24 protein-coding genes and 1 other RNA gene are annotated in these 21676 nt (G+C 40.2%); 3 read left to right on the top strand and 22 right to left on the bottom strand.

The features are described 5' to 3' along the window. Positions 1–38: 38 nt before the first annotated feature. The 6 genes from AC0KTX_RS00275 to AC0KTX_RS00250 form a co-directional block, all read right to left on the bottom strand. Complete coding sequence (locus AC0KTX_RS00275; protein WP_474250223.1) at positions 39–467, bottom strand: hypothetical protein; 429 nt, start codon at positions 465–467, stop codon at positions 39–41. A 17-nt stretch (positions 468–484) separates the two neighbouring features. Further along, positions 485–661, bottom strand: coding sequence for a hypothetical protein (locus AC0KTX_RS00270; RefSeq protein ID WP_474250222.1), 177 nt, complete (start codon positions 659–661; stop codon positions 485–487). Next, complete coding sequence (locus AC0KTX_RS00265; RefSeq protein ID WP_474250425.1) at positions 636–707, bottom strand: hypothetical protein; 72 nt, start codon at positions 705–707, stop codon at positions 636–638. The genes AC0KTX_RS00270 and AC0KTX_RS00265 overlap by 26 nt, the downstream gene beginning before the upstream one ends. A gap of 76 nt (positions 708–783) precedes the next feature. After that, positions 784–1161, bottom strand: coding sequence for a spore coat protein YlbD (gene ylbD, locus AC0KTX_RS00260; protein WP_474250221.1), 378 nt, complete (start codon positions 1159–1161; stop codon positions 784–786). A gap of 91 nt (positions 1162–1252) precedes the next feature. Next, the gene (locus AC0KTX_RS00255; protein ID WP_474250424.1) at positions 1253–2272 is read right to left on the bottom strand and encodes a CAP domain-containing protein; all 1020 of its coding nucleotides are present in this window, start codon (positions 2270–2272) and stop codon (positions 1253–1255) included. Between the two features lie 150 nt (positions 2273–2422). Further along, on the bottom strand, positions 2423–2779 hold the full coding sequence (locus AC0KTX_RS00250; RefSeq protein WP_474250423.1) for a CBS domain-containing protein: 357 nt from the start codon (positions 2777–2779) through the stop codon (positions 2423–2425). Positions 2780–2975: 196 nt separating this feature from the next. Here AC0KTX_RS00250 and AC0KTX_RS00245 point away from each other — a divergent pair, with 196 nt between their 5' ends. Beyond that, positions 2976–3338, top strand: coding sequence for a YugN family protein (locus AC0KTX_RS00245; RefSeq protein WP_474250220.1), 363 nt, complete (start codon positions 2976–2978; stop codon positions 3336–3338). Positions 3339–3365: 27 nt separating this feature from the next. Here AC0KTX_RS00245 and ctaG read toward each other — a convergent pair whose 3' ends face one another. The 6 genes from ctaG to cyoE form a co-directional block, all read right to left on the bottom strand. Next, a complete protein-coding gene (gene ctaG / locus AC0KTX_RS00240) occupies positions 3366–4265 on the bottom strand; it encodes a cytochrome c oxidase assembly factor CtaG (protein WP_474250219.1) in 900 nt (299 codons plus the stop codon). A 141-nt stretch (positions 4266–4406) separates the two neighbouring features. Continuing rightward, positions 4407–4736, bottom strand: coding sequence for a cytochrome c oxidase subunit IVB (gene ctaF, locus AC0KTX_RS00235; RefSeq protein WP_474250218.1), 330 nt, complete (start codon positions 4734–4736; stop codon positions 4407–4409). 3 nt (positions 4737–4739) lie between these two features. After that, positions 4740–5363 (bottom strand): cytochrome c oxidase subunit III, encoded by a 624-nt coding sequence (gene ctaE / locus AC0KTX_RS00230; protein ID WP_474250217.1) that lies wholly within the window; start codon positions 5361–5363, stop codon positions 4740–4742. Next, positions 5363–7234, bottom strand: coding sequence for a cytochrome c oxidase subunit I (gene ctaD / locus AC0KTX_RS00225; protein ID WP_474250216.1), 1872 nt, complete (start codon positions 7232–7234; stop codon positions 5363–5365). Before ctaD ends, ctaE begins: the two co-directional genes overlap by 1 nt. A 30-nt stretch (positions 7235–7264) precedes the next feature. Beyond that, a complete protein-coding gene (coxB, locus tag AC0KTX_RS00220) occupies positions 7265–8350 on the bottom strand; it encodes a cytochrome c oxidase subunit II (RefSeq protein WP_474250215.1) in 1086 nt (361 codons plus the stop codon). A 98-nt stretch (positions 8351–8448) separates the two neighbouring features. Continuing rightward, positions 8449–9360 (bottom strand): heme o synthase, encoded by a 912-nt coding sequence (gene cyoE / locus AC0KTX_RS00215; RefSeq protein ID WP_474250214.1) that lies wholly within the window; start codon positions 9358–9360, stop codon positions 8449–8451. A 345-nt stretch (positions 9361–9705) separates the two neighbouring features. Between cyoE and AC0KTX_RS00210 the strand changes: the two genes are divergently transcribed. Then, positions 9706–10605, top strand: a complete 900-nt coding sequence (locus AC0KTX_RS00210; RefSeq protein WP_474250213.1) for a COX15/CtaA family protein — start codon at positions 9706–9708, stop codon at positions 10603–10605. Positions 10606–10632: 27 nt separating this feature from the next. On the opposite strand, the gene AC0KTX_RS00205 is transcribed toward AC0KTX_RS00210, so the two are convergent. The 9 genes from AC0KTX_RS00205 to AC0KTX_RS00165 form a co-directional block, all read right to left on the bottom strand. Further along, complete coding sequence (locus AC0KTX_RS00205) at positions 10633–12153, bottom strand: carboxypeptidase M32 (protein WP_474250212.1); 1521 nt, start codon at positions 12151–12153, stop codon at positions 10633–10635. A gap of 44 nt (positions 12154–12197) precedes the next feature. Then, a complete protein-coding gene (locus AC0KTX_RS00200) occupies positions 12198–14117 on the bottom strand; it encodes an ATP-dependent DNA helicase (RefSeq protein WP_474250211.1) in 1920 nt (639 codons plus the stop codon). Between the two features lie 140 nt (positions 14118–14257). Continuing rightward, positions 14258–14422, bottom strand: a complete 165-nt coding sequence (locus AC0KTX_RS00195; protein ID WP_474250210.1) for a hypothetical protein — start codon at positions 14420–14422, stop codon at positions 14258–14260. A gap of 55 nt (positions 14423–14477) precedes the next feature. Beyond that, positions 14478–15647, bottom strand: a complete 1170-nt coding sequence (locus AC0KTX_RS00190; protein WP_474250209.1) for a THUMP domain-containing class I SAM-dependent RNA methyltransferase — start codon at positions 15645–15647, stop codon at positions 14478–14480. Between the two features lie 73 nt (positions 15648–15720). After that, positions 15721–16090, bottom strand: an RNA gene (rnpB, locus tag AC0KTX_RS00185) — RNase P RNA component class B. Between the two features lie 66 nt (positions 16091–16156). Beyond that, positions 16157–16456: a cell division regulator GpsB gene (gpsB, locus tag AC0KTX_RS00180; RefSeq protein WP_474250208.1), complete on the bottom strand. Its 300-nt coding sequence runs from the start codon at positions 16454–16456 to the stop codon at positions 16157–16159. 153 nt (positions 16457–16609) lie between these two features. Next, on the bottom strand, positions 16610–16825 hold the full coding sequence (locus AC0KTX_RS00175; RefSeq protein ID WP_474250422.1) for a CotD family spore coat protein: 216 nt from the start codon (positions 16823–16825) through the stop codon (positions 16610–16612). Between the two features lie 388 nt (positions 16826–17213). Next, positions 17214–18467 (bottom strand): ribonuclease H-like domain-containing protein, encoded by a 1254-nt coding sequence (locus AC0KTX_RS00170; RefSeq protein ID WP_474250207.1) that lies wholly within the window; start codon positions 18465–18467, stop codon positions 17214–17216. Next, entirely contained in the window at positions 18451–20742 is a 2292-nt protein-coding gene (locus tag AC0KTX_RS00165; protein WP_474250206.1) for a DEAD/DEAH box helicase, read from the bottom strand. The genes AC0KTX_RS00170 and AC0KTX_RS00165 overlap by 17 nt, the downstream gene beginning before the upstream one ends. Positions 20743–20881: 139 nt before the next feature. On the opposite strand from AC0KTX_RS00165, the gene AC0KTX_RS00160 reads away from it, so the two are divergent. Then, entirely contained in the window at positions 20882–21355 is a 474-nt protein-coding gene (locus tag AC0KTX_RS00160) for an Hsp20/alpha crystallin family protein (RefSeq protein WP_474250205.1), read from the top strand. A 28-nt stretch (positions 21356–21383) separates the two neighbouring features. Here the strand turns inward: AC0KTX_RS00160 and AC0KTX_RS00155 are convergent, their stop codons facing one another. After that, complete coding sequence (locus AC0KTX_RS00155; protein ID WP_474250204.1) at positions 21384–21668, bottom strand: phage holin family protein; 285 nt, start codon at positions 21666–21668, stop codon at positions 21384–21386. Positions 21669–21676: the final 8 nt, after the last annotated feature.

Here is a 21676-nt window from a genome sequence, read left to right as displayed (position 1 = left end):
TACAATGCGAATGCATTTTCACTCTTGACTTTGAAAGATCATGACGCCCCCGTTATGTTTACTTTCCATTCTTTGCTTAATTTGTAGCTGGTGGAATCATTATAAGCTAATTCAACTTTAATGAGGTGATTCCCCTTTGCCAATCCTTTAATCACAAATGCTGCTGAATAAATGTCGCTCATTTTCTTTCCATCAACGAACACCATTAAATGCCCCTCTCCTTCTTTTTTGCTTTGCTTTTGTCCGTTGAAGGTAAAATTCGGGATGTAACATTCCACATAAACATTATTTCCGTTGACATGATGGCGGACTTGAAAATTTCTAGATTCATTCTTCATTGCTCCCACAACCATTTTTGCTTGCTTGTTTTCCTTTTGATGGAATTTAAATCCTTCCGGTTCAGGTTTATCATTTGTACAAGCCGTGATCAGCAAAAACAGCAACATCGTAACCCATCGATGGTTCATGATCGAAAACTCCTTTTTTACATGTATTTTTTAACAAAATCGATGAAAACATGAGCATAAAAAACAAAAAACTTGGCAAACTGCCAAGTTCCACTCTCATCCTCCAGATTGAAAGCCGCAACGGGGACATAACCATCAACAACATCGCCAGGGAATTGGAGAATTTTTCTATTTTGTGCGGATTGTCTTTTCATAATCGTTATTCATTTCCATTTCAAGAACTTCCGGTCTCCTAGACAACGCCCGATTCCAGTAAGGTTTTTTGCGAAAAGAGAATTGTCTTCAATGTATGCATATAGATCTTTTCACATTTTTACTAATCCTTCCGATCGATAAAAAGAGGTGGGTTGTGATTGTGTTGTTTCATGTCATCCAGTTCATACAAAATGGACTGCAATGTCGATATCGCTTCATTCATTCGCTCTAAATGCTCGTTCACCTTCTCGGCATCTAAACGGGAAAATACAGTTACCATTTTTTTTAGGACATCTTGCGGCTGATTGTTCTTTATAATATTTTGATTTTCCTGCCTGTATTTCTGCCAAACCGGATCATCATCCCCTAGTATTTTCCATTCTTCATAAATTTCCCGCCAGCTTTTATTTTGTTTGCGGACTTCTTTAATGAGTGCAGGATGTTTTTTTATAAAACTTTTAAATTGATTGAACGCTTCCGAGGACGTAATCCCTTTCATGTAACCACCTCGTATTCTTTTTCTATTATCAATATATAAAAGATTGGAAAATTTGTGAGTTCAATAAAAAACGAGGCTAGCTGCCTCGTGATTATTTAATAAAATTTTGTGTGTAAAAATTTCTGTATACGCCGACCCCTAATTGCGTAAAGCGGTTTTCAAGAAGGTTTTTCCGATGGCCGGGGCTATTTAACCAGCCTTCTACGGCATCAATTCCATCCATGTAGCCTTGAGCTATATTTTCACCTGCCAGTTCAAAGCTGACCTCCGCTAACGTTAATCTATCCAACAATGTGCCCTTTTCGGGGGATTCATGTGAAAAATATCCTTTATCGCTCATTTCTTTACTATGCAAATAAGCGGCTCCTGCAGCTTTTCCGTTCCATTTTAAAGTTGCAAGTCCGGTTCTTTTCCGGATCACATTGGTGATATCAAATATTTGCCGCTCTTCTCCTTGCTCAATTTTCCGCCATTTTGCCTCCGGTATCGGTTCTGCTTCAAGCAAATTTCCTCTATAGGCCATTTCATAGGGACGTTGTTTGACAAAAGTATGTGCGTTAAATGCTCTTACACTTGAAAGTGCTCCGTTATATTTATCGATATACAGCTGTACATATACGTCTCGGGTAAACGGAACGGTTGGCCTGACATTCATATCGCTTTCCGACAGTTCAAACCGGTAAGAATTTAATCCGATTTTGACAGAAATATAAGGAACAGGAGAAATCAGGTGAAAAATTTGATCAGATGTTTGGCCGATTTTAAATGGGCTTAAATTCACGTCCTTGCCGATGCCATAAACCGTAACAACTTTGCCGTCCAAAATGCCAAACTGTTTATAGTGATTCAAATCTTTATTATATATCCACCATTCATAATCATATCTTGACGGGTCGATGCGATCAGGTTTTCCGAACGCATCTATCACCGCTTTAGACGATTTGCCGACAAACGAAATTATTCCTGAATCTACAGCAAGTTTCTTTTGTTCTTTTTCAGAAACAATCGTCTCATCTGTTTTATGTTCAGGTTTTTCATAAAAGGTGATGTAGGCAATATACGTTAACGTAATCACCACAAGCAAAAATAAAACTCTTCCAATTCTTCTCAGTTCAATTCCCCTTTTCTGTCATTGCTTCTATAATAAAATTTTAATCAAAAATGAAGGTGGTTTGCAAATATTTCATCAATAGAGCTTTTTTTCCGCTTCTATCAGTTCGATTTTCAGAAGAAGCAAAGCAGTTCGGAAAAACAAAAACATTCATGCCTGCTGTTTTACATCAGTCCTATTCACCATTCCGATCATCTGACCGTTTTCGACAACTGGCAATTGCTGTATTGGATGGACTGCAAATAATTGTGCTGCTTCTTCAACTGTTGCTTCAGGTGCGATTTCCACGACTTCCTTTGTCATGATGTCGGTTATTTTTGTGGATCCCGGGTGTTTTTCAGCAATTCCTTTTATGACGATATCCCGATTTGTGACCATTCCAATGAGCTGCTCATTTTCTATGATCGGAATGACATCGACATTGAATTTTTTCATTTTGACGGCTGCTTCATATACATTGTCAAGCGGGGTGCAATAACTGAATTTTTTTGACATGATGTCTTTCACTTTTTTCAAAACGGACACCTCTCGTTAACCTTTTTTATTGCTCTATTATGATGCTTTCGCATACAAATTATTCGGCATTGTTCAACATTCAGAAACAAATGATTCATATAGAACATTGCAAGATTTGGTCATTCATACTATTATTAAAACAGTATAATAATAAAGTTTTGGTGAAAGCGCTTAGGAGGGAATACATATGAAATTTGAACAGATTGGTCTTGGAGGGCTGACAGCTGAATTGTCAAGGCTAAAAGATATTTTGGAAGACTTGGGGTTTGTTCTTGCCGGACAATGGGATTACGAACGCGTCACCTTCGACAGAAAATTCGAACATAAAGGCGATGTGTACTATTTAAGAATTCAAGGCTATGCGATCGAAGGTGATGTAGGCAGCCGCTATGCACTTATCAAACTGTTGACGCCAATCCTTGGAAAACATTACTATCCACACGGCGTCGAATATGGCGAGGATGAACATTTCCCATCCACTATTGTTTCAACATGTGAAGAATTGCTGAAAAAAGCCAAGGAAGCAATTGAAAGCTTGCAAGAAAAATAAAAAACTGCAGAAATATCTGCAGTTTTTTTATTTTGTAGGTTCTGGAGAATATGAGCGAATGTCAACCTCTTCTTTTTCCCGTTCTTTCTTTGCCCATTCAAAAAAAACGTGAGCCAAAAACGTTCCATAAACAATTTCCTGCAATATTTTCATGATCACACCGCCAAGTTGTTGGTCTTCAAGAAGCGGCATGCCGGTGAACATTTCAGGACCTGACAAAGATAATTGCGACAATGTGTCAGCCGGAACGCATAAGCTTAGCGTTTGCACCCAAGCTTCGGGATTTGAGTATGTTTCAAAGAGCGGAGCATTTGCAAAAATAATCAAGCCGCAAGCGGGTGTAATTAATACACTGTTTCCTAAAATGTAAACAATCTTTTTAAGTCCGCCAATGGAATGAAAAAGTTGGCCTTTGCCGATTAACGGCCAGTACATGCAAAAGGCGGCAAAGAAAATGACAGCCGTTACGGTCTCATGGTAAAAGGAATTCGTCTTAACAATATCAAAGATAAAAGGAACATGATAGAAAGAAAAAGTCATGTTGAAGAATAGCATTGCTACAATCGGTTTTGTAAATAAATTCATGATCGGTTTGATTATCGGTTTTTCTAAAATCGTTTTCCAAAACCAGTCTGGCAATCCAATAATGATGAGCGGTGGAACCATTAAAAACAAAATGGCCATTGATGCCATGTGACCCGTAAACGTAATGTGTCCCAATAAATCAAGCGGGCTCCCTCTGCTAATATACAGAAGAACAATTGCTGCCAAAAATGCCAGCTGCTGTTTTCTGCTCACTGGTCGGGAATGATGAAAATATTGCCGTAAAGAACTTATCATAACGTAATATAGAACGACTAAAGCGAAACAAAAAACAAAAAAAACAGGACTCCACAATGCTCTAAACCCGAAAATTTCTAAATCCATGCAAATCAGCTCCTTACCAATATCCCTCAAAACATCTATTGTTCATTTTATTATACCTGTTCTTTTTTTTACATTTCAATGAACGTTTTATGACACATAAAAAGAAGCAGCCGGTTTACATCCAGCTGCTTCTTTCCGTTTTTACCACCAAACAATTGTTGTAAAAGCAAGAACTGTCAGAAACGTAACGAAAATGCCTGACCAAATGAAAAATTGCGGTCCTTCATGTCCTCTGTGATTCATATGCATAAAATAATATAATTGGAAAATTACTTGTACACATGCCAAGAGGACGATGAACGGCACCTTCAACCATTCACTGATGCCGTCATAACCTACTGTAATAAATGCAACAATTGTTAAAAAGATCATTAATGCAAATGAAACTACTTGATATTTCATTTCTTCCGCATTTTTTTTGCGGCGATACGCTAAATCAACTTTTGGGCTTCGTGAATTTTCACTTACCATTGCCTATCCCACCATTCCCATTAAGTATACAACTGTGAAAATGAATACCCAAACAACGTCGATAAAATGCCAATAGAGGCTTGCAACATAAAATTTAGGTGCATTGTATAGGTTTAATCCGCGTTTCGCGTTGCGAATCATAAGCGCCAAGATCCACATAAGACCAAATGCAACGTGTGCCCCATGTGTGCCTACAAGCGTGTAAAAGGCAGAACCTAAAGCACTGCTTGTCATTTTAAATTCGTACTCATGCACATAATGGTAAAACTCATAAATTTCCAATGCAAGGAATCCAGCGCCTAATAACACGGTGATGCCCAACCAAAACTGCATTTTTCCAAATTGGAAATTTTTCATGTGATAAATTGCATATACGCTCGTCAAACTGCTTGTTAACAATAGCATGGTCGCCACAAACACTAGGCGAATGTCAAACAATTCCTGTGTTGTGGCACCGCCCGCATTAGAGTTTCTCAAAGCAAGGAATGTTGCAAATAATGTGGCAAATAAAACAGTTTCACCACCAAGAAATACCCAAAATCCAATAAATTTGTTTTTTCCTTCGAGGGTTGCTTTTTCCGGCTCAGCCGGAAACGTTTCAGCCGTCAATTTTTCTTCAACATGCATTATGCCCGAACCCCCCCATCTTCATCATCTTTTAAAAGATCTTCTTTATGGATATGATAGCCGTGATCATCAATGACCGAACGCAAAAGCATTGTAAAGAACGTGACGATGAAGCCGAAGATGGCCACCGGTACGCCCCATGAATAGTCATTGTGATACATGAGCCCGAATGCTGCAATAAACAATCCTAATGAGATAAAGAATGGCAGAATGGAAGAATTCGGCATATGAATATCGCTGATCGGTTCAGCCGGCGTAAAGCCTTTCTTTCCTTCCATTTTTTCAATCCATAAAGGATCTAATCCGCGAATAAGCGGTGTTTGTTTAAAGTTGTATTCAGGTGGAGGCGAAGCTACAGCCCACTCTAAAGAACGGCCGTCTTCCCAAGGATCTGCTCCAACTTTTTCACCTTTAATAGAAGTCATTACTACGTTGAACAACAGGAGAACAACCGCAACTGCCATTAAAATGGCACCGATCGTGCTGATTAAGTTGCCTGTGTCAAATCCTTGTCCTGACAGGAACGTAAATACACGTCTCGGCATTCCCATTAGCCCTAAGAAGTGTTGGATAAAGAAAGTTAAATGGAAACCGACGAAAAATAGCAACCACGTAATTTTGCCGAGCGTTTCATTCAGTACTTTTCCAAACATTTTCGGCCACCAATAATGTGCAGCAGCCAAGATTGCAGTGACAATTCCGCCTACGATAACATAATGGAAGTGTGCAACGACAAAATATGTGTCATGGTATTGATAGTCCGCCGGGGCTGCTGCAAGCATGACACCAGTCACGCCACCCATGACAAAAGAAGGGATAAAACCTACTGCATAAAGCATTGGCGTTGTAAAGCGAATACTTCCTCCCCACATCGTAAACAGCCAGTTAAAAACTTTAATTCCGGTCGGTACACCAATTGTCATGGTAGCAACCGCAAAAATTGCGTTCGCAATTGGGCCGAGACCTGTCGTAAACATGTGGTGAGCCCAAACCATGAATCCTAAAAATCCGATTAAAACCGTTGCAAACACCATTGATGTATATCCGAACAAACGCTTCCGTGAAAATGTAGGAATGATTTCCGAAAATATTCCGAATGCCGGCAATACTAGGATATACACTTCAGGATGTCCGAAGATCCAGAAAATGTGTTCATAAATGATTGTATTTCCGCCCAATTCCGGATTGAAAAAGTTTGCTCCGAACAGTCGGTCGAACATCAACAATGTAATGCCCACCGTTAAAGGAGGAAAAGCAAACAAAATGAGCGCTGATGAAACAAATGTCGTCCACGTAAACAACGGCATGCGCATATAAGTCATTCCGGGTGCACGCATGTTAATAATCGTGACGATAAAGTTGATCCCGGCAATTAATGTTCCAATCCCTGAAATTTGCAAACCGAGTATGTAAAAATCAACTCCGTGTCCAGGAGAGTCTAAAGAGATTGAAGGATATGCCGTCCAACCTGAATCGGGAGCTCCCCCTAAAAACCAGCTTAAATTTAAGAAAACACCCCCGAAGAAAAACAGCCAAAAGCCTAATGCATTCAAAAACGGAAATGCCACGTCACGAGCTCCGATTTGCAGCGGAACAACAGCATTCATATAAGCGAACAAAAGCGGAGTTGCCGCAAGGAAAATCATTGTTGTCCCGTGCATTGTCATAAGTTCATTAAACGTTCCGGCACTGACAAAGTCATTTTCCGGTACCGCCAATTGAATACGCATCAACAGCGCCTCAAGACCACCAATGGCAAAAAAGAGTCCCCCGGCTATTAAATATAATATGGCAATTTTTTTATGGTCAACAGTTGTTAAATAGTCCCAAACTGTTGGCCAGAACCCTTTTTTTCGAGCTAACGTACTCACGATGTAACCTCCTTTTTCATTAGTCATCCATTACTTTTCAACTGAAAGGCTTTCCAAATAATCCGTTAATGCATTGATTTCTTCTTCTGTAAGTTTATCGTAAGTTCCTGTCATTTTATTTCCAGGTTTATATTGTTCAGGATCTCTCAGCCAATTTTTAATATTTTCTTCGTTATGTTCCAAGATACCGGCAACGCGCTCACGATCAGCAAAATTCCCTAAATTTGGAGCGGTGCGTGCTTGTTCAGGGCGATTATCCGCAGGTGTAACTGCATGACAGCCGATGCACCCTTTATCTTGGAATATTTGCTCGCCTTTTTTGGCTGATTCTGTTTGTGCAATTGCTTCTGCCTTAACGTTTTTCATTTTATCGATCCATGAATTAAATTCATCACGGGAAACGGCTTTAACTTTAAAGTCCATTAATGCGTGCGAAGGTCCGCATAGTTCAGCACATTTTCCGTAGAAAATGTTTCCGGCTTCTTCAGCACGTTTTGAATCAATTTTTAACCAAAACTTATTTTCGTTTTCAGTGTTTGTATCTGTTTTCCCTCCAACTGAAGGAATCCAAAATGAGTGCTTAACGTCAGAAGCCTTTACATTGAAATACACTTTTTCATCAGTGGGAAGAACGAGATCTTGGCTTGTAATCACACCATATCCAGGGTATTCAAACTCCCACCAGTAAAGGTTGGCTCTTACATTGACAACAAGTGGATCTTTCCCTTTGTTTTTCTCATCGGCCAACGCCTTTTCCATTGGATCAACATCCGCCAAATGGAAAGTGGAAGCTACCACAGGTACTGCCAAGACAACCAATAATAAAATAGGAATAACAGTCCAAATGATTTCAAGTTTATGGTTGCCTTCCACTTGTACTGGTATTTTCTCACCCACTTTTTTCCGGCGGAATTTTAACAACACGTAAATGAAAATAATGGTGACAACCGCCACGACGATCACCATGATTGCCGTACTCAACATCATGAGCGAAAATTGTTCATCGGCAACAGTTCCCGCTGGCGTCAACGTGGAAATAAACGGTTCGCCGCAGCCGGATAGAACGAGCGCCATGATTGCAAAAAGTAAAAAAAGACGCCATTTCAGCTTTTTCATTGCTAAACAACCCCTCTTTCATTGTTAAATGTCTCAAACTCCTAAAAAAATGAAGAATTCCTTCTATACATAAACTTTAGAAAGAATTGCAACCGATCTTAAATAATGGAAAACGCAACCATTGCTACAAATAATATCGTCAAATAATTTATGGAATAAACAAACATCCATTTAGCCCATTTTATATCATTTTTCATTTTCAGTCCAATGAGCGCCAAAATGAGCCATGCTACATTTAAAATGGTCGCCAAAACGACGAAGCCAATGCCTAAACTGAACAGATAAAATGGAAGCGGCAGCAAACACGCAACCCAAACGATGATCTGTCTTTTTGTAATATTAAATCCGTGTACAACCGGAAGCATCGGAACACCGGCTTTCCGGTAATCATCTACACGTTTCATCGCCAAAGCCAAAAAATGGGGCGGCTGCCAGATGAACATGATCAAAAACAAAATCCATGGAATAAGATTCAACTCTTCAATCGCCGTCCATCCAATCAATGGCGGTACAGCTCCGGCAATGCTGCCAACAACTGTATTTAAAGTGTATTGGCGTTTAGTCCACATTGTATATAATACAATATAAGAAAACACACCAATCAATCCGATTACCGCGGCTGTCACAGATGCCATCAAAAGCATGATGGTTCCCAAAGCTATGAAGCCAATGCCCAAGGATAATGCTTGGAACATTGTAACTTTTCCGGTTACAGTAGGCCGTGTTTTCGTTCTTTCCATTATTTGATCAATATCTTTATCATAAAAATTGTTGATTACACACGACCCGGCAATGATCAAGCCTGAGCCAATAATCGTATAACAAATGATATCTATATAATCTAAAAAACTTTTTCCGCTGAAATATAATGCCAGCCATAAACCAGTAAAAGTGGTGATTAAGTTCGAATTGACAATCCCAACTTTTATAAGAGCCAAAAAGTCTTTGAAAGAAGAGGTCGTCTCTTCTAACGGCTCTTTGTAAACAACTTCACCCCTTGTATTGGCCATACATATTACCTCCTCTGAATCAACTGCACAAAACTGCAGCTGAAAAGCATTTACCTCCATCTTAAGAAAAAAAAGGAGTGAAAGAAACGTACATATAGTATTTAACCATAATTCGTCAAACTTTTGTGTACATTTTGCGAATAAAGTTTGTCGAAATTGTGAAGCAATGTAAATCAAATGTTATTCTTATTATAATAAATAAGTGCGATGTTCGACAAAAAACCTTCCCTTTATATTTCTAGCAAACTCCAATTTAATATTCAAGCTTTTTCTCGTGCAGGGGGAAATTTTATCTTAAAATGCCCTTATCAAAAAAACATATTATTTTGAAAGCAGGTGAAGCATATGCGACATTTATTAAAATGGCTTGCGGTATTGACAACGATCGTTATGCTTTTTGTTTTAATCGGCGGTGCATTGGTGACGAAAACTGGATCATCCATGGGATGCGGCCGGTCATGGCCTCTTTGCCACGGACAAATTCTCCCGGATCCGCTTACAATTGAGACGATTATTGAACTTTCCCACCGTCTTGTAAGCGGCGTAGCGGGGGTGCTTGTATTGGCTCTTGTCATTTGGGCCTGGAAGGCAATCGGACATAAAAGGGAGACAAAGCTGCTTTGTTTTCTCGCCATCTTTTTCATTATTTTACAGGCTCTCATTGGCGCAGCTGCTGTTGTTTGGGGACAATCAAAAGCCGTTCTTGCGCTTCATTTCGGCATTTCGCTCATCTCGTTCGCTGCGGTGCTGCTATTAACATTGTTGATTTTTGAAGTTGACAACAAGTTCGATGCAGATTCACTTGTTATAGGAAAAACAATGCGCTTCCATATTTACGGAATCATTATTTACAGTTATATTGTCATTTATACGGGAGCTTATGTGCGCCATAAAGGGGCAAGCCTTGCCTGTCCAAGCATTCCGTTTTGCAGCGATAACCGCCTTGCACCGCAAACCATACATGAATGGGTGCAGATGAGTCACCGCTTGGCTGCTGGTTTGCTTTTTATTTGGATCGCCATCGCCATGATTCACGCTATGAAACATTACCGTGGACAAAAAGTCATCTATTGGGGATGGATCATCGCCTTTCTTCTTATTATTCTGCAAGCCGTCACGGGTATTTCCATTATCCTGTCCAACTTAAATCTTTATTTTGCATTGACTCATGCACTCATCATATCGTGCTTGTTCGGTCTTTTATGTTATTTTGTTCTCCTTGCCGGAAGGGCAAAAAAGGGTTAAAAAAACTCGCGTGTTTCGCGAGTTTTTTTATTTCAGCCGATAAATGTCTTTATACTTTTGTTCTAAATATTGGATAAAATAAGTGGGATTGAGCGGCTCTCCTGTGGCCTCCATTACAATTTCCAAAGGCTTCTTCATCTTGCCGTATTGATGAATATGCTTTGAAAGCCAGCTTCGTATTGCTGCAAATTCGCCATTTTCGATCAACTGATCAAGATCGGAGAGATCCGTCTCGATTTTCTGTTTGAATTGAGCTGCATACATGTATCCAAGTGCATATGAAGGGAAGTAGCCGAAACTCCCTCCAGCCCAGTGCACATCCTGCAAAATGCCGTTGCCGTCATGATCAGGAGCAATTCCCAGATATTGCTTATATTTTTCATTCCATACGTGCGGAAGCTCCTCAACACTAAGAGCCCCTTCAAACAATAATTTTTCCATTTCATATCTGACTATGATGTGGAGGCTGTAAGTTAATTCATCGGCTTCAATGCGAATGAGGGACGGTTTCACCTCATTGACGGCTCGATAAAAATCATCGAGCGCCACATGTTCGAATTGGCCTGGCGAATATTGCTTCAGCTTTTCATAATATCGTTTCCAAAAGGAATAGTTTCTCCCAATCATATTTTCATAAAATAAAGATTGCGATTCGTGGATGCCCATGGAAGCTCCTTCATCAAGCGGCGTCCCTGCCAAATGACCGGCAATATTTTGTTCATATATCGCATGCCCGCCTTCATGGATTGTGCCAAAAACAGCGGTGCGGAAATCATATTCGTCGTATTTTGCAGTAATTCTAACATCGCCGTGATGAATTTTAATCTCAAACGGGTGAACGGTATCATCAAGACGGCCTGCATCAAAATTATAGCCGATTTCTTTCAATAAAAACTTGGAAAACTCCCTTTGTTGTTTCTTTTGAAACTTTTGATAAAGAAATGAGGTGTCCGGTTTATGTTCCGATTCGACAATTTGGCCGACAAACGGTATAAACCGCTCTTTCAGTTGGTTAAACACTTTATCAAGCATTTCGACTGTGACGCCCGGTTCATAATGGTCTAATAGTGTGTTATAAGGATGATCTTTGAATCCCCAATACGAAATAAATTTTTTGTTAAACTCAATCAGTTTTTTTAAATAAGGAGCAAACCTTTCAAAATCCGCCTTTTCTTTCGCTTCTTCCCAAGCAGTTTCGCTTTTTGATTGAAGCACGGCATATGCCTGGTATTCCTCTTTTGGAATCTTGACATTTTTAACATAATCTTCTTTGCAAAGTTGGACAGTTTTTTGCGCCACCCTAGAGAGCTTCACAAAAACATCGCTTTCTGATAATTCATCAAGAAATTTCTTCATTTCGTCAGAAACGGACATTTGAAACCATTCGGCCGACAGTACACCGATGGTCTCGGCGCGGTGATCCATCCCGTTTTTCGGTGCTTTCGTCCGCAAATCCCAGTACATCAAATTCAACGCTTCTTGATAACTTTCCATCTTTCTGACATATTGCAAAAAATCGCGTTCCTTCTGTTTGACATCCATCGCCATCACCCCAATTACTAAAAAATAAAAAAATTACAAAGAACAAAGCCTTATTTTTCCACTTCAGGTTGTACCGGCAATGCTTTGAGAACCTCTTTTAAGATATATTCATCTGTTTCTTTGTTAATCAAAATGGTCACTTCACCGTGATCCTCCTTCGTCCGAATAAGGCGTCCCACCCCTTGCTTTAACCGCAAAATCATATAAGGCAAATCAACTTCCAAGATCGGATCTTCCGCAGATTTCCGCTTTGCTTCAAAAACAGGATCATTGGGCGGGAACGGCAAAGACCAAATGGCGACGTGCTCAAGTGATGAACCGGGTATATCAAGTCCCTCCCAAAGATGAAGAGCGCACAGAACAGCTGCTTCATCATGTTGAAAAGATTTCACTAGTTCACTAATTTCCTTGTCTCCTTCAAACAAGCAATGATCCCAAAGAGCAGGCAAATGGTTTTTCAAAAACGTCAGTTCATCTTCCGTTCTAGTTAAAATTAGCGTCCGGCCTTTATATTTTTGGATGACCGACCGCACCCGTTCAAGCTTTTCCTCTTCATCCCCTTGTTTGATCGTAATTTTCATGTTTTTTTCATAATCGAACGGTGAGTCCACAGAAAATGAATAATAATCCATAATTCCAAGGCTTTTCGCTAAATAGGCAAAAGACCCGTTTTGATCCGACATCGTTGCCGAAGAAAAAATATAAGGTATTTTTTTAGAAAATACCTTTTCCCGCAAAATTTTTTCAACGGAAAGCGGCATGATGACAAATGTTAAATGGTTTTCATTTTCGAGCCAATAGATCGTTTCTTTGTTTTGTAAAAATAGGCCAAAAGAAAATTCCATTTGATCTAGATATTCCTCAACAATTCTCCGTTCATATTCATTGATCGTATACAGTTCACTTTCGAAAACAAGCTCTTCGGACAATTGTGTTAGCTTCTGATAAAATTGCTCCGTTTCTTCCATCAATGCTTTCGTTTTTCTAATTGTCAACCGATTGGATCCAGCCGTTTTTTCAGCATGCTGTTTCAAGTTATGAAAAAACCGTTCATTCATTTCAAGTGTCTTCTCAACCAACTCTGCAAGTTCTTCACGTATATCATTTTGCAAAATTTTTTCCAACAGCGCTTCTAATGTGTCTTTTTTTATGCGATAGGCGAGCGCTTTTTGAGCCGCAAATTCCAATAAATGCCCTTCATCAAAAATCACGCATGAATGATCAGGAAGAAGGGGTAGCTGGCCTTCTCTTTTCCGCGATTCTTTTGTCCAAACGTGTTCCATATAAAAATCGTGGGAGCAAACAATTAAATCTTTTGCTCTTCGATAGTAATCCCGAGAAAGCATCATCCCGCACCGATGACGTTTTTCGCATGAAAAGCAATTTTGAAACGGATCCCACGCCACTTTCCGCCACTGTTCATCTGAAAAATGCGGATATTGTTTTCGGTCTCCGTACCGATGGAACTCCTGCATCCCGCTTGTGTCATGAACAAATGTAGGCAATGATTCATATAGCTCATAATACATATCATCTTCAAGCGCGCCAAGTGCATTTTCGAGCTTGTCCAAACATAAATATTGGTGCATCGATTTTGCCAAACGGACGTCAATGTTTAATCCAAGCGCTTTCTCAATCTTATCTATATCTCCTTCTGCTTTGACAAGCTGCTCAATTAATGCTTCATCTGCGCAGGCAATGACAGCAGGTTTCCCAGTGTACCTTGCATAAGCAACCGCATATAGCAGATAAACAATCGTTTTTCCCGTTCCGACACCGGCTTCAGCAAACATTACTTTCTTGTCTTTAAAAGCACGATCAAGCTGAAACGCCATGTAAACTTGTTCATCGCGCAATTCAAAACCTTTTTCCGGCAAAATGTCATACAATACGTCTCCAATCCAGCCGCTTAAAGCATCGTAAAAATTTTCATCCTTTGAGATATGAAAAGGCAACCCATTTAATGCCATCCACTTAACCCCCATGCATCATTCCTAGAAATCTTTTGTTTTGAAAAACGCAGTCCATAAAGTAGATATTATTTCATTTTTATCTTGCAACGTCAAGATATATGGCGTCAAAAATTTACAGAAAAAAGACTTTCCTATTTTCAGGAAAGCCTTTTAGCCTGAAGCGAAAACGGAGCAGACGATTCGTGCAAAACAGCCATTTTCAAGAGCCCTTCCGCTTCATAAAGCTGATGAATCGCTTTTTCATTCATTTCGCTTTGAGAAAGAATTTCATATGTATTTTTTAATGCTTGCGAAATTAACAAAAATTCTTCCCTTGTCATATCAATTAACCAACCCCAATGAAAAATTGCATACATTTCAGTATATGCGGGGTGGATCATTTCTATACGCTTTTGGAAGGGGAGGACCCCAAAATTGGTAATAGTTTGTTTGAATAAACCCGTTAAAAAGCTTGCGTTTTTTAGTTGCTTTTTTCCCGTATAACCGTTCAAAATTTGGATGGCTCGTTAAAATATAGACAGACCAAGTGTCTAAAAGAGAGAACGTTTTTCCCATCTGTTGATACAGTTCTTCAACATGCTTCTTTTCGCCAAGCCGCTCGCCGTATGGAGGATTGCCGATAATCACTCCAAATTCTTTTTTTGAGCGAAAATCTTTTACCTGCATTTGCTTAAATGCAATGACATCGGAAAGTCCCGCCTCCATGGCATTTTCTTTTGCCGCTTCAACCATTTTATGGTCGATGTCTGCTCCGATGATATCAAGCTTCTCATCATAGCGCGCCAAATCTTCCGCTTCTTCTCTTGCCATTTTCCAATATTTTGCCCCAAGCCATTCCCAATCTTCCGAAGCAAAGTCCCTGTTAAAGCCAGGGGCTATATTTTGTCCGATTAATGCCGCTTCGATCGGGATGGTGCCAGAGCCGCAAAACGGATCGATTAACGTTCTGTTTGGGTTCCAGTTCGTCAGCAGAACGAGCGCGGCAGCCAGCGTCTCTTTCAACGGAGCTTCCCCTTGGCGGATTCGGTATCCCCGCTTGTGCAATCCGCTGCCGCTTGTATCAATCGTGATCGTTGCAATATCTTTATGCAAAGCGACCTCAATTTTATAGACTGGTCCACTCTCTTCAAGCCAATCAGAAGTTTTATGATATTGCCTCTTCAATTTTTCGACGATCGCTTTTTTGACAATTTTTTGACAATCCGATACGCTGGCAAGCTTTGATTTAACAGACTTTCCGATAACTGGAAACTGGACGTTTTCAGGCAAAAAAGCGGCCCAATCAACAGTATTCGTCTCTGCAAACAATTGTTCAAAAGTGGCGGCGGGAAATTCGGCCACTTTCAGTTTTACCCTGTCAGCTGTTCTCAGCCATAAATTTGCCCGGCAAATTGCCAGTTCATCCCCTTCAAACACAACTTTTCCGTTCTCCACTTTGCAGTCGTATCCTAAATTGCGGACTTCTTTGGCGACCAAAGCTTCGATTCCCATAGCGGCTGTTGCAACGATGGTAAACGGTTTAGCCATTTTTTCACCCGTCTTTTATGTAAAATAAAAGCTCCCCGTCTGGAGAGCAAGTATTGCGGTTTCATCCATAACGTTCTGTAAGCCATGTTTTGTACCCATATTGAAAAATATGGGTGGTAATCATCTATCTACAGAAGCTTTTGCTTCTGTCCTTCTCCTCGTTCATTTCCTCAGAGAAGGTGCCCCTACCATCATTTGGGTTTCTCGCTCGTGGGGTTTACCGCGTTCCACTCTTGCGATTTCTCGCAAGACTTCGTCACTGTGGCACTTTCAGGGTAATCATGCCATGCCTCCAAGAGGTTTAGGCACTTTCCCCGCCGTCAGCTTTTGAAGCTGCCCTAGCTTATGGTTTCGCTAGGCACGAACACTACGGGCATCTCAGCACCGTGCGAGCATGGACTTTCCTCTACAACGGAAAACCGTTGCAGCGATTACCCGAACGTTATCCTCAAACCGCACTATGTAGTATAGTGAAAATGCCGAAAAAATTCAAGTGAAGAAAACTGGCATTACTCGTATAGTTTGCTGCCAAAAACATGTTTTTCTAAATTTGACAAGCGTTTCAAAATATCGAAATTGGTTGTGTTCGCTTGAATCGTTGGTTGTTTTTTCAAAGCTTCATCAAGTTGTTTTTTCAACCGCATATTTTCCTGCCTAAGCTGTTCAATTTCTTGGTGGAACGTTTCGTAATCTTTAATAATCACATCTAAAAATTTATCGACTTCTTCTTGTTTGTAGCCCCGCATGGATGTTTTAAATTCTTTTTCCAAAATTTCTTTTGCCGTTAATCTGATTTTATCTGAAATCATTTCGATTCACCTCAACTTGTGGGAAATCTTAATTTCTATTTTTTCAAACTTCCTGATTAATGTCAATTTAATCTTTGTCAAACCCTTTTTTCTAGCATGAACTTTGCTTTTGTTAGAAGAAAGGAGCCGATGGAAACAGCTCCCTCCGCTTCATCAGCAATATGGTCTGCCGCATTGAAAATGTTGATGGAATACTTCATTGGCCATCGATTGAGTGTGCGGGTAATAGTGCATATGCTGATACATATGGTGATTGACATTCGTTGTATGAATTGGATGAATATGTGGAACTATTGTTTTCGAAAAGGTGTGGTTGACACAACACTTCGTCGGATGAACAATCGGCGAAAATACATTCGGCCTCATCATCAATCTTCATTTCCCCTTCCTAATCATAAGTTGTTTTCAATAACAGCCTATGAACAGGAAGGTGTACATGTACTAATTGAAACACCTATTTTTTACAGCAGTGCGTATAAAGCATCTTGAAAGGTGGTAAAAACAAAAAAAATGACACATAGGACAAGAAAAAATAAATAAAGCATCCCTTTATACATCCTATCCTATTCCTCCTTCATAATTTTTATCAAATCATTTCCAATTCTTCATGACAATACGAAAGACCTTCAAGATATAGAAGGTCCTGCCAATATTCGTAAATTTAAATAAATGTTCACGTCCATGCTTCTTCACATCTTCGCATTTTCAATATTTATTTTCCTCAATGAATCTAGACGAATTCGGTTTAGGAAACGTTTCACTTGTCTAACTTCATATTTGTGCTTTTCTTTTTTTCAAGTCTTCGTTTCCTTTTTAACAGCGCTTCTTTTTCTGCACTGGTTGAGACTTTCAGACGTTCCACCATTTTAATGGTTTCGATTGCTTCATTGGTCATCATCAGCGCGGCAGCAAAATTTTTTTCATAATGCTCGTAATATTTGGCTAGTTCGATTAAAGCTTTGATTTTTAATGAACCTCTACCCTGTTCTTTAATCTCATAAAACAGGCGGTTTGCTTCGGACAATCGTCCGTTCCGCTTTTCCATCATCGCCATTTCAAATTTTGCTTGCAAATGCTCTCCGTTCGTCTTTTCATTTACCTTGGCATAAAAATCAAAAGCGCGTTCATCGTTTCCAACCGCCTGAAACCATTTTGCCACCTCAAACAGTTCTTCTTCGTAAAGTATGTTCTCGGGAAACAGCAGTTTTTTTGACAAATGAGTATAAAGTGTAATTAAGGAAAGAATATCCCATTCATTATGTTTGAAAACGCTAAGAACAAGATCAGGATTGGGATTCTGCAAAAATTGATAATAAAGAATAGGCGCTAAATACCCGGGTGTATCTTCCGTCCGTTCAACTTGCAAAATTTTTTTCTCGACATTTGCCAGCTTTACAGAATCCATCCCTTTCTTCCATAGCCGTCTTGCCGCATGGTATAAATCGAAATGGCCATAATCCGGCAATTGCGGGAGCATATCACGTATTAACGTATGTCTCGTTTTCACTTGAGGCCAATCGAACGCTTTTCCGTTATAAGTGACTAGCGTTTTAATGTTGACTTCGCTTAAAAAATATTGATAAAACGCGACTTCATTCCCCGGCTTAGGCAAAAAAAGCTGCTTTAGCACCACTTTGTCGGCAAAGACTCGGGCATAACCTAACAAAAAAATCATGTGACCGACACCGCCTTTTAAGCCTGTCGTTTCCGTATCGAAAAAAAACAATTCGGATGGTTTGTGCCCTTTTGCCGATAAAGGATGCACCAAATCAGAATCGTTCCAGGAAGAAACGGCATCAAGCACTTCCCGCAGTTCATATAATCCGTGGCGAACATGTACAGGATATTCCACTTCGCGAATAAGGATGTATTGGCCATCATAGAAAAAAGGTCTTACACCGCTTTCTTGCCACTTTTCCAAATAAGGAATTTCCAGATTTTGAGCATCGGATTTCTTGTCCTCATCAACAAGATGTTTTTTCAAACGGTTTAACTTATGTTTTATGGACATATGATTCGTCCTTTCTGACAAATTGCAGTAACTGGACAGCGGTTTTTTTGCGGCCGTTCATCGCAATGTCAAGTCCAATGCATGATGGGCAGCCGTCCTCACAAGTGCAGCTTGAAATCATCTCTTCCGCTTTTAAAAGCAGTTCATCGATTTCTTCAAATACTTTTTTTGACAACCCGACTCCCCCGGGGTAGCGGTCATACAAAAAGATCGTCGGCTTCGCGTTATGAACCGACTTTACTTGGACGACGACATGAAGGTCGTTCGGATCGCACATGGCCGCCAGCGAACTGACATATTTCAAAGCATGGCTGAGGCCGATCAAGCCTTTTTCCATCTGTTCCTTTGAAAAACGATCGGAAATTTCTTCATTGAAGCTGATCCAAGCACCCGTTGTATGGAGTTCTTCTTCAGGCAGATGAATCGGCCCCGACCCGATATTTTCATGCGTTCCAAATTTTATTTTTTTAAAAATCGTCGCTTTTCCAAGCACCATGACATCGCCGAATCCGGCTTCAAAATTTTTTCGCTTATGTTCCTCATCCACTTCCAGCACTTTCAATTGGACGGCAAGATTGGCATCTGTATAATAATCAACATTTACTTCCGTAACGTATGCTTTTTTCTCTTCCCAGTCAAGCTTTTCCACTTGAAATTGCTTGCCTTCATGCAAATAAATGGCTTCCTCATGCAGCATCGTCATTGCGCTGAAACGGTCCATCTCACCTATCACTCGTGCACCTTCAGACCTGTCGATGATGACAACATTTTCCTTAGAGGCTGATCTTAAACTAATATCATGAGCCGGAAATGAATCACTCATCCAATACCATTTGTTTCCATTTCTATAAAGCAATCCTTCTTCTTTTAGAAAATCAAGTATTTCGTTGATTTCCACTCCATCGAATGTTTCCCCTGTTTGGAAAGGAAGTTCGAACGCCGCGCATTTCAAATGGTCAACAAGAATAATTAAATTGTCTGGATGGACAATCGCGCTTTCCGGATTTTTTTCCAAGAAATATTCCGGATGCTGCAAAATGTATTGATCCAACGGATTCGATCCGCCGACAAGGATAACGGCCGATTCTTCTTCCCTCCGGCCGGCGCGCCCCGCCTGCTGCCAAGCGCTTGCAATCGTTCCGGGATATCCTGTCATAATGCATACTTGCAGCTGGCCGATATCGACTCCCAGCTCAAGAGCATTTGTGCTGACTACTCCTTTGATCTCCCCTTCCCGCAAGCCTTTTTCGATCTCCCTTCGTTGTTTTGGCAAATAGCCGCCGCGGTAGCCGCGAATTTTTTTCATGCCGATTTCCTTTTTCGAAAGCTCCTGAAGATATGTCAAAATGATTTCCACCCGCATACGACTTTTGGCAAAAACAATCGTTTGAATATCGTTTTGCAAAAATTGTTTTGCAATTTCTTTCACTTCCAGTGTTGCGCTTCTGCGAATGTTAAGCGGTTTATTGATGACGGGCGGATTATAAAAAATAAAATGCTTTCTGCTTCTTGGCGCACCGTTTTTGTTAACCAGGAAAACTTCTTCTCCTAACAACGTCTCTGCAAAATCTTTCGGATTGGCAATCGTTGCAGAGGTGCAAATAAATTGAACGTCAGTTCCGTAAAAACGGCAAATTCGTTTTAAACGTCTGATCACATTTGCAACATGGCTGCCAAAAACACCGCGGTACGTGTGCAATTCATCGATCACGACATATTTTAAGTTTTCAAATAGAGCCACCCATTTTGTATGATGAGGCAAGATCGCCGAATGGAGCATATCAGGGTTTGTCATGACAATGTGCCCTGCTTTTCTTACCTTTTGCCGTATGGAAGGAGATGTATCCCCGTCATATGTATAACAATGGATGGCTTCACCCCCAAACTCTTCAATCCATTCGTTCAATTCGCTTTTTTGATCTTGAGCCAATGCTTTTGTCGGAAAAAGGTACAACGCTCTTGCATTTCTGTTTTTTAAAATTTCGTTTAAAACCGGCAAATTGTAGCACAACGTCTTTCCGGAAGCCGTCGGCGTCACGGCTACGATATTGTTTCCTTTTAACGCCAGTTCAAACGCTTCTTTCTGATGGCTGTATAAAGAATTGATTCCTCTTTTCAACAAAGCCTGTTTCAGCCGGCCGTCCATTTCATCAGGAAAGGGGACGGAGGTTGCTTCTTTTCCCTCTATTGTATGCCAGTAAACAATTTGGCTGCGAAAACGTTCATCATTTCTAAAATTCTCGATAACTTCCTCTAATGATTTCCTCCGAAACATCTGTCATTCCTCCTCTGTTTCTACGTCTATTGTAACGAATAAACGTTCGTCAATAAAGGTAGTTTCATCGACTTTGCCATGATGGAAAAACCTTTTGAAAATCTTTTGCATATAAATGGTGAAGAAAGGAGGCGAAACGATGGATAGGGACAAGAAGGAAAAAGGAGACATCTTGCCATCTTCACAGTCTGCTCACTTTCCCAATTATCTTCATCACTTTTTTGAACCTTCCTATTTCCAATCGCTTTTAAAACCTTTTCAAGATTTGTTTGAAAAGACAATGTCTCTCCCATTATTTCAATTAGAAGCCTTTGAATCGGACAAAGAATTGATTGTGGAGGGCAAGCTCCCTGGAGTCAAAAAAGAGCAAATACAGATTGGGTTGTTTGACAATGTATTAACTGTTTCCGTTCAACATCGCCAGCAATACGAACAGGCAAACGATCAAAAGCAGATCGTCGAGATGTTCGCATCTCAGGGAACATGTTCAAAATCTTTTTATCTTCCTCCTTATGCAGATACAACAAAAATGAAAGCGTCTTTTGAGAATGAGAAACTCGTCATTGTCATTCCTTCCCGAAAAAAGAACATACCGATTGCAGATTCATTTTAAAGGGTTCAGAATCATTGCTCTGAACCCTTTAACAGTCTTTTCTTTTGTTGCCTTCTTTCGTCTGCTTTATCATTTGGTGAGACGTTATGGCAAACCCTCCTGCGATAATTCCATTCGCCACACCGTTTACCGTAAACCCTAATGTAAAAACGCTCGCAACGACTCCGCCGAAAATGATGATCCATACAATGAGCCAATTCGGAATAAACGGCGTTCTCTTTAGGGCATATCCTAAAATCATTAAAGCCGGTACGACAATGACAAGCTGCGGATCGATGACAATGTCGCGCAAAACGAGTTCAAGTCCACCCATCTTTCCCC

It is taken from the genome of Aeribacillus sp. JST-2 (genome assembly GCF_056032925.1).
This window is presented reverse-complemented; position numbering and strand designations above follow the sequence as displayed.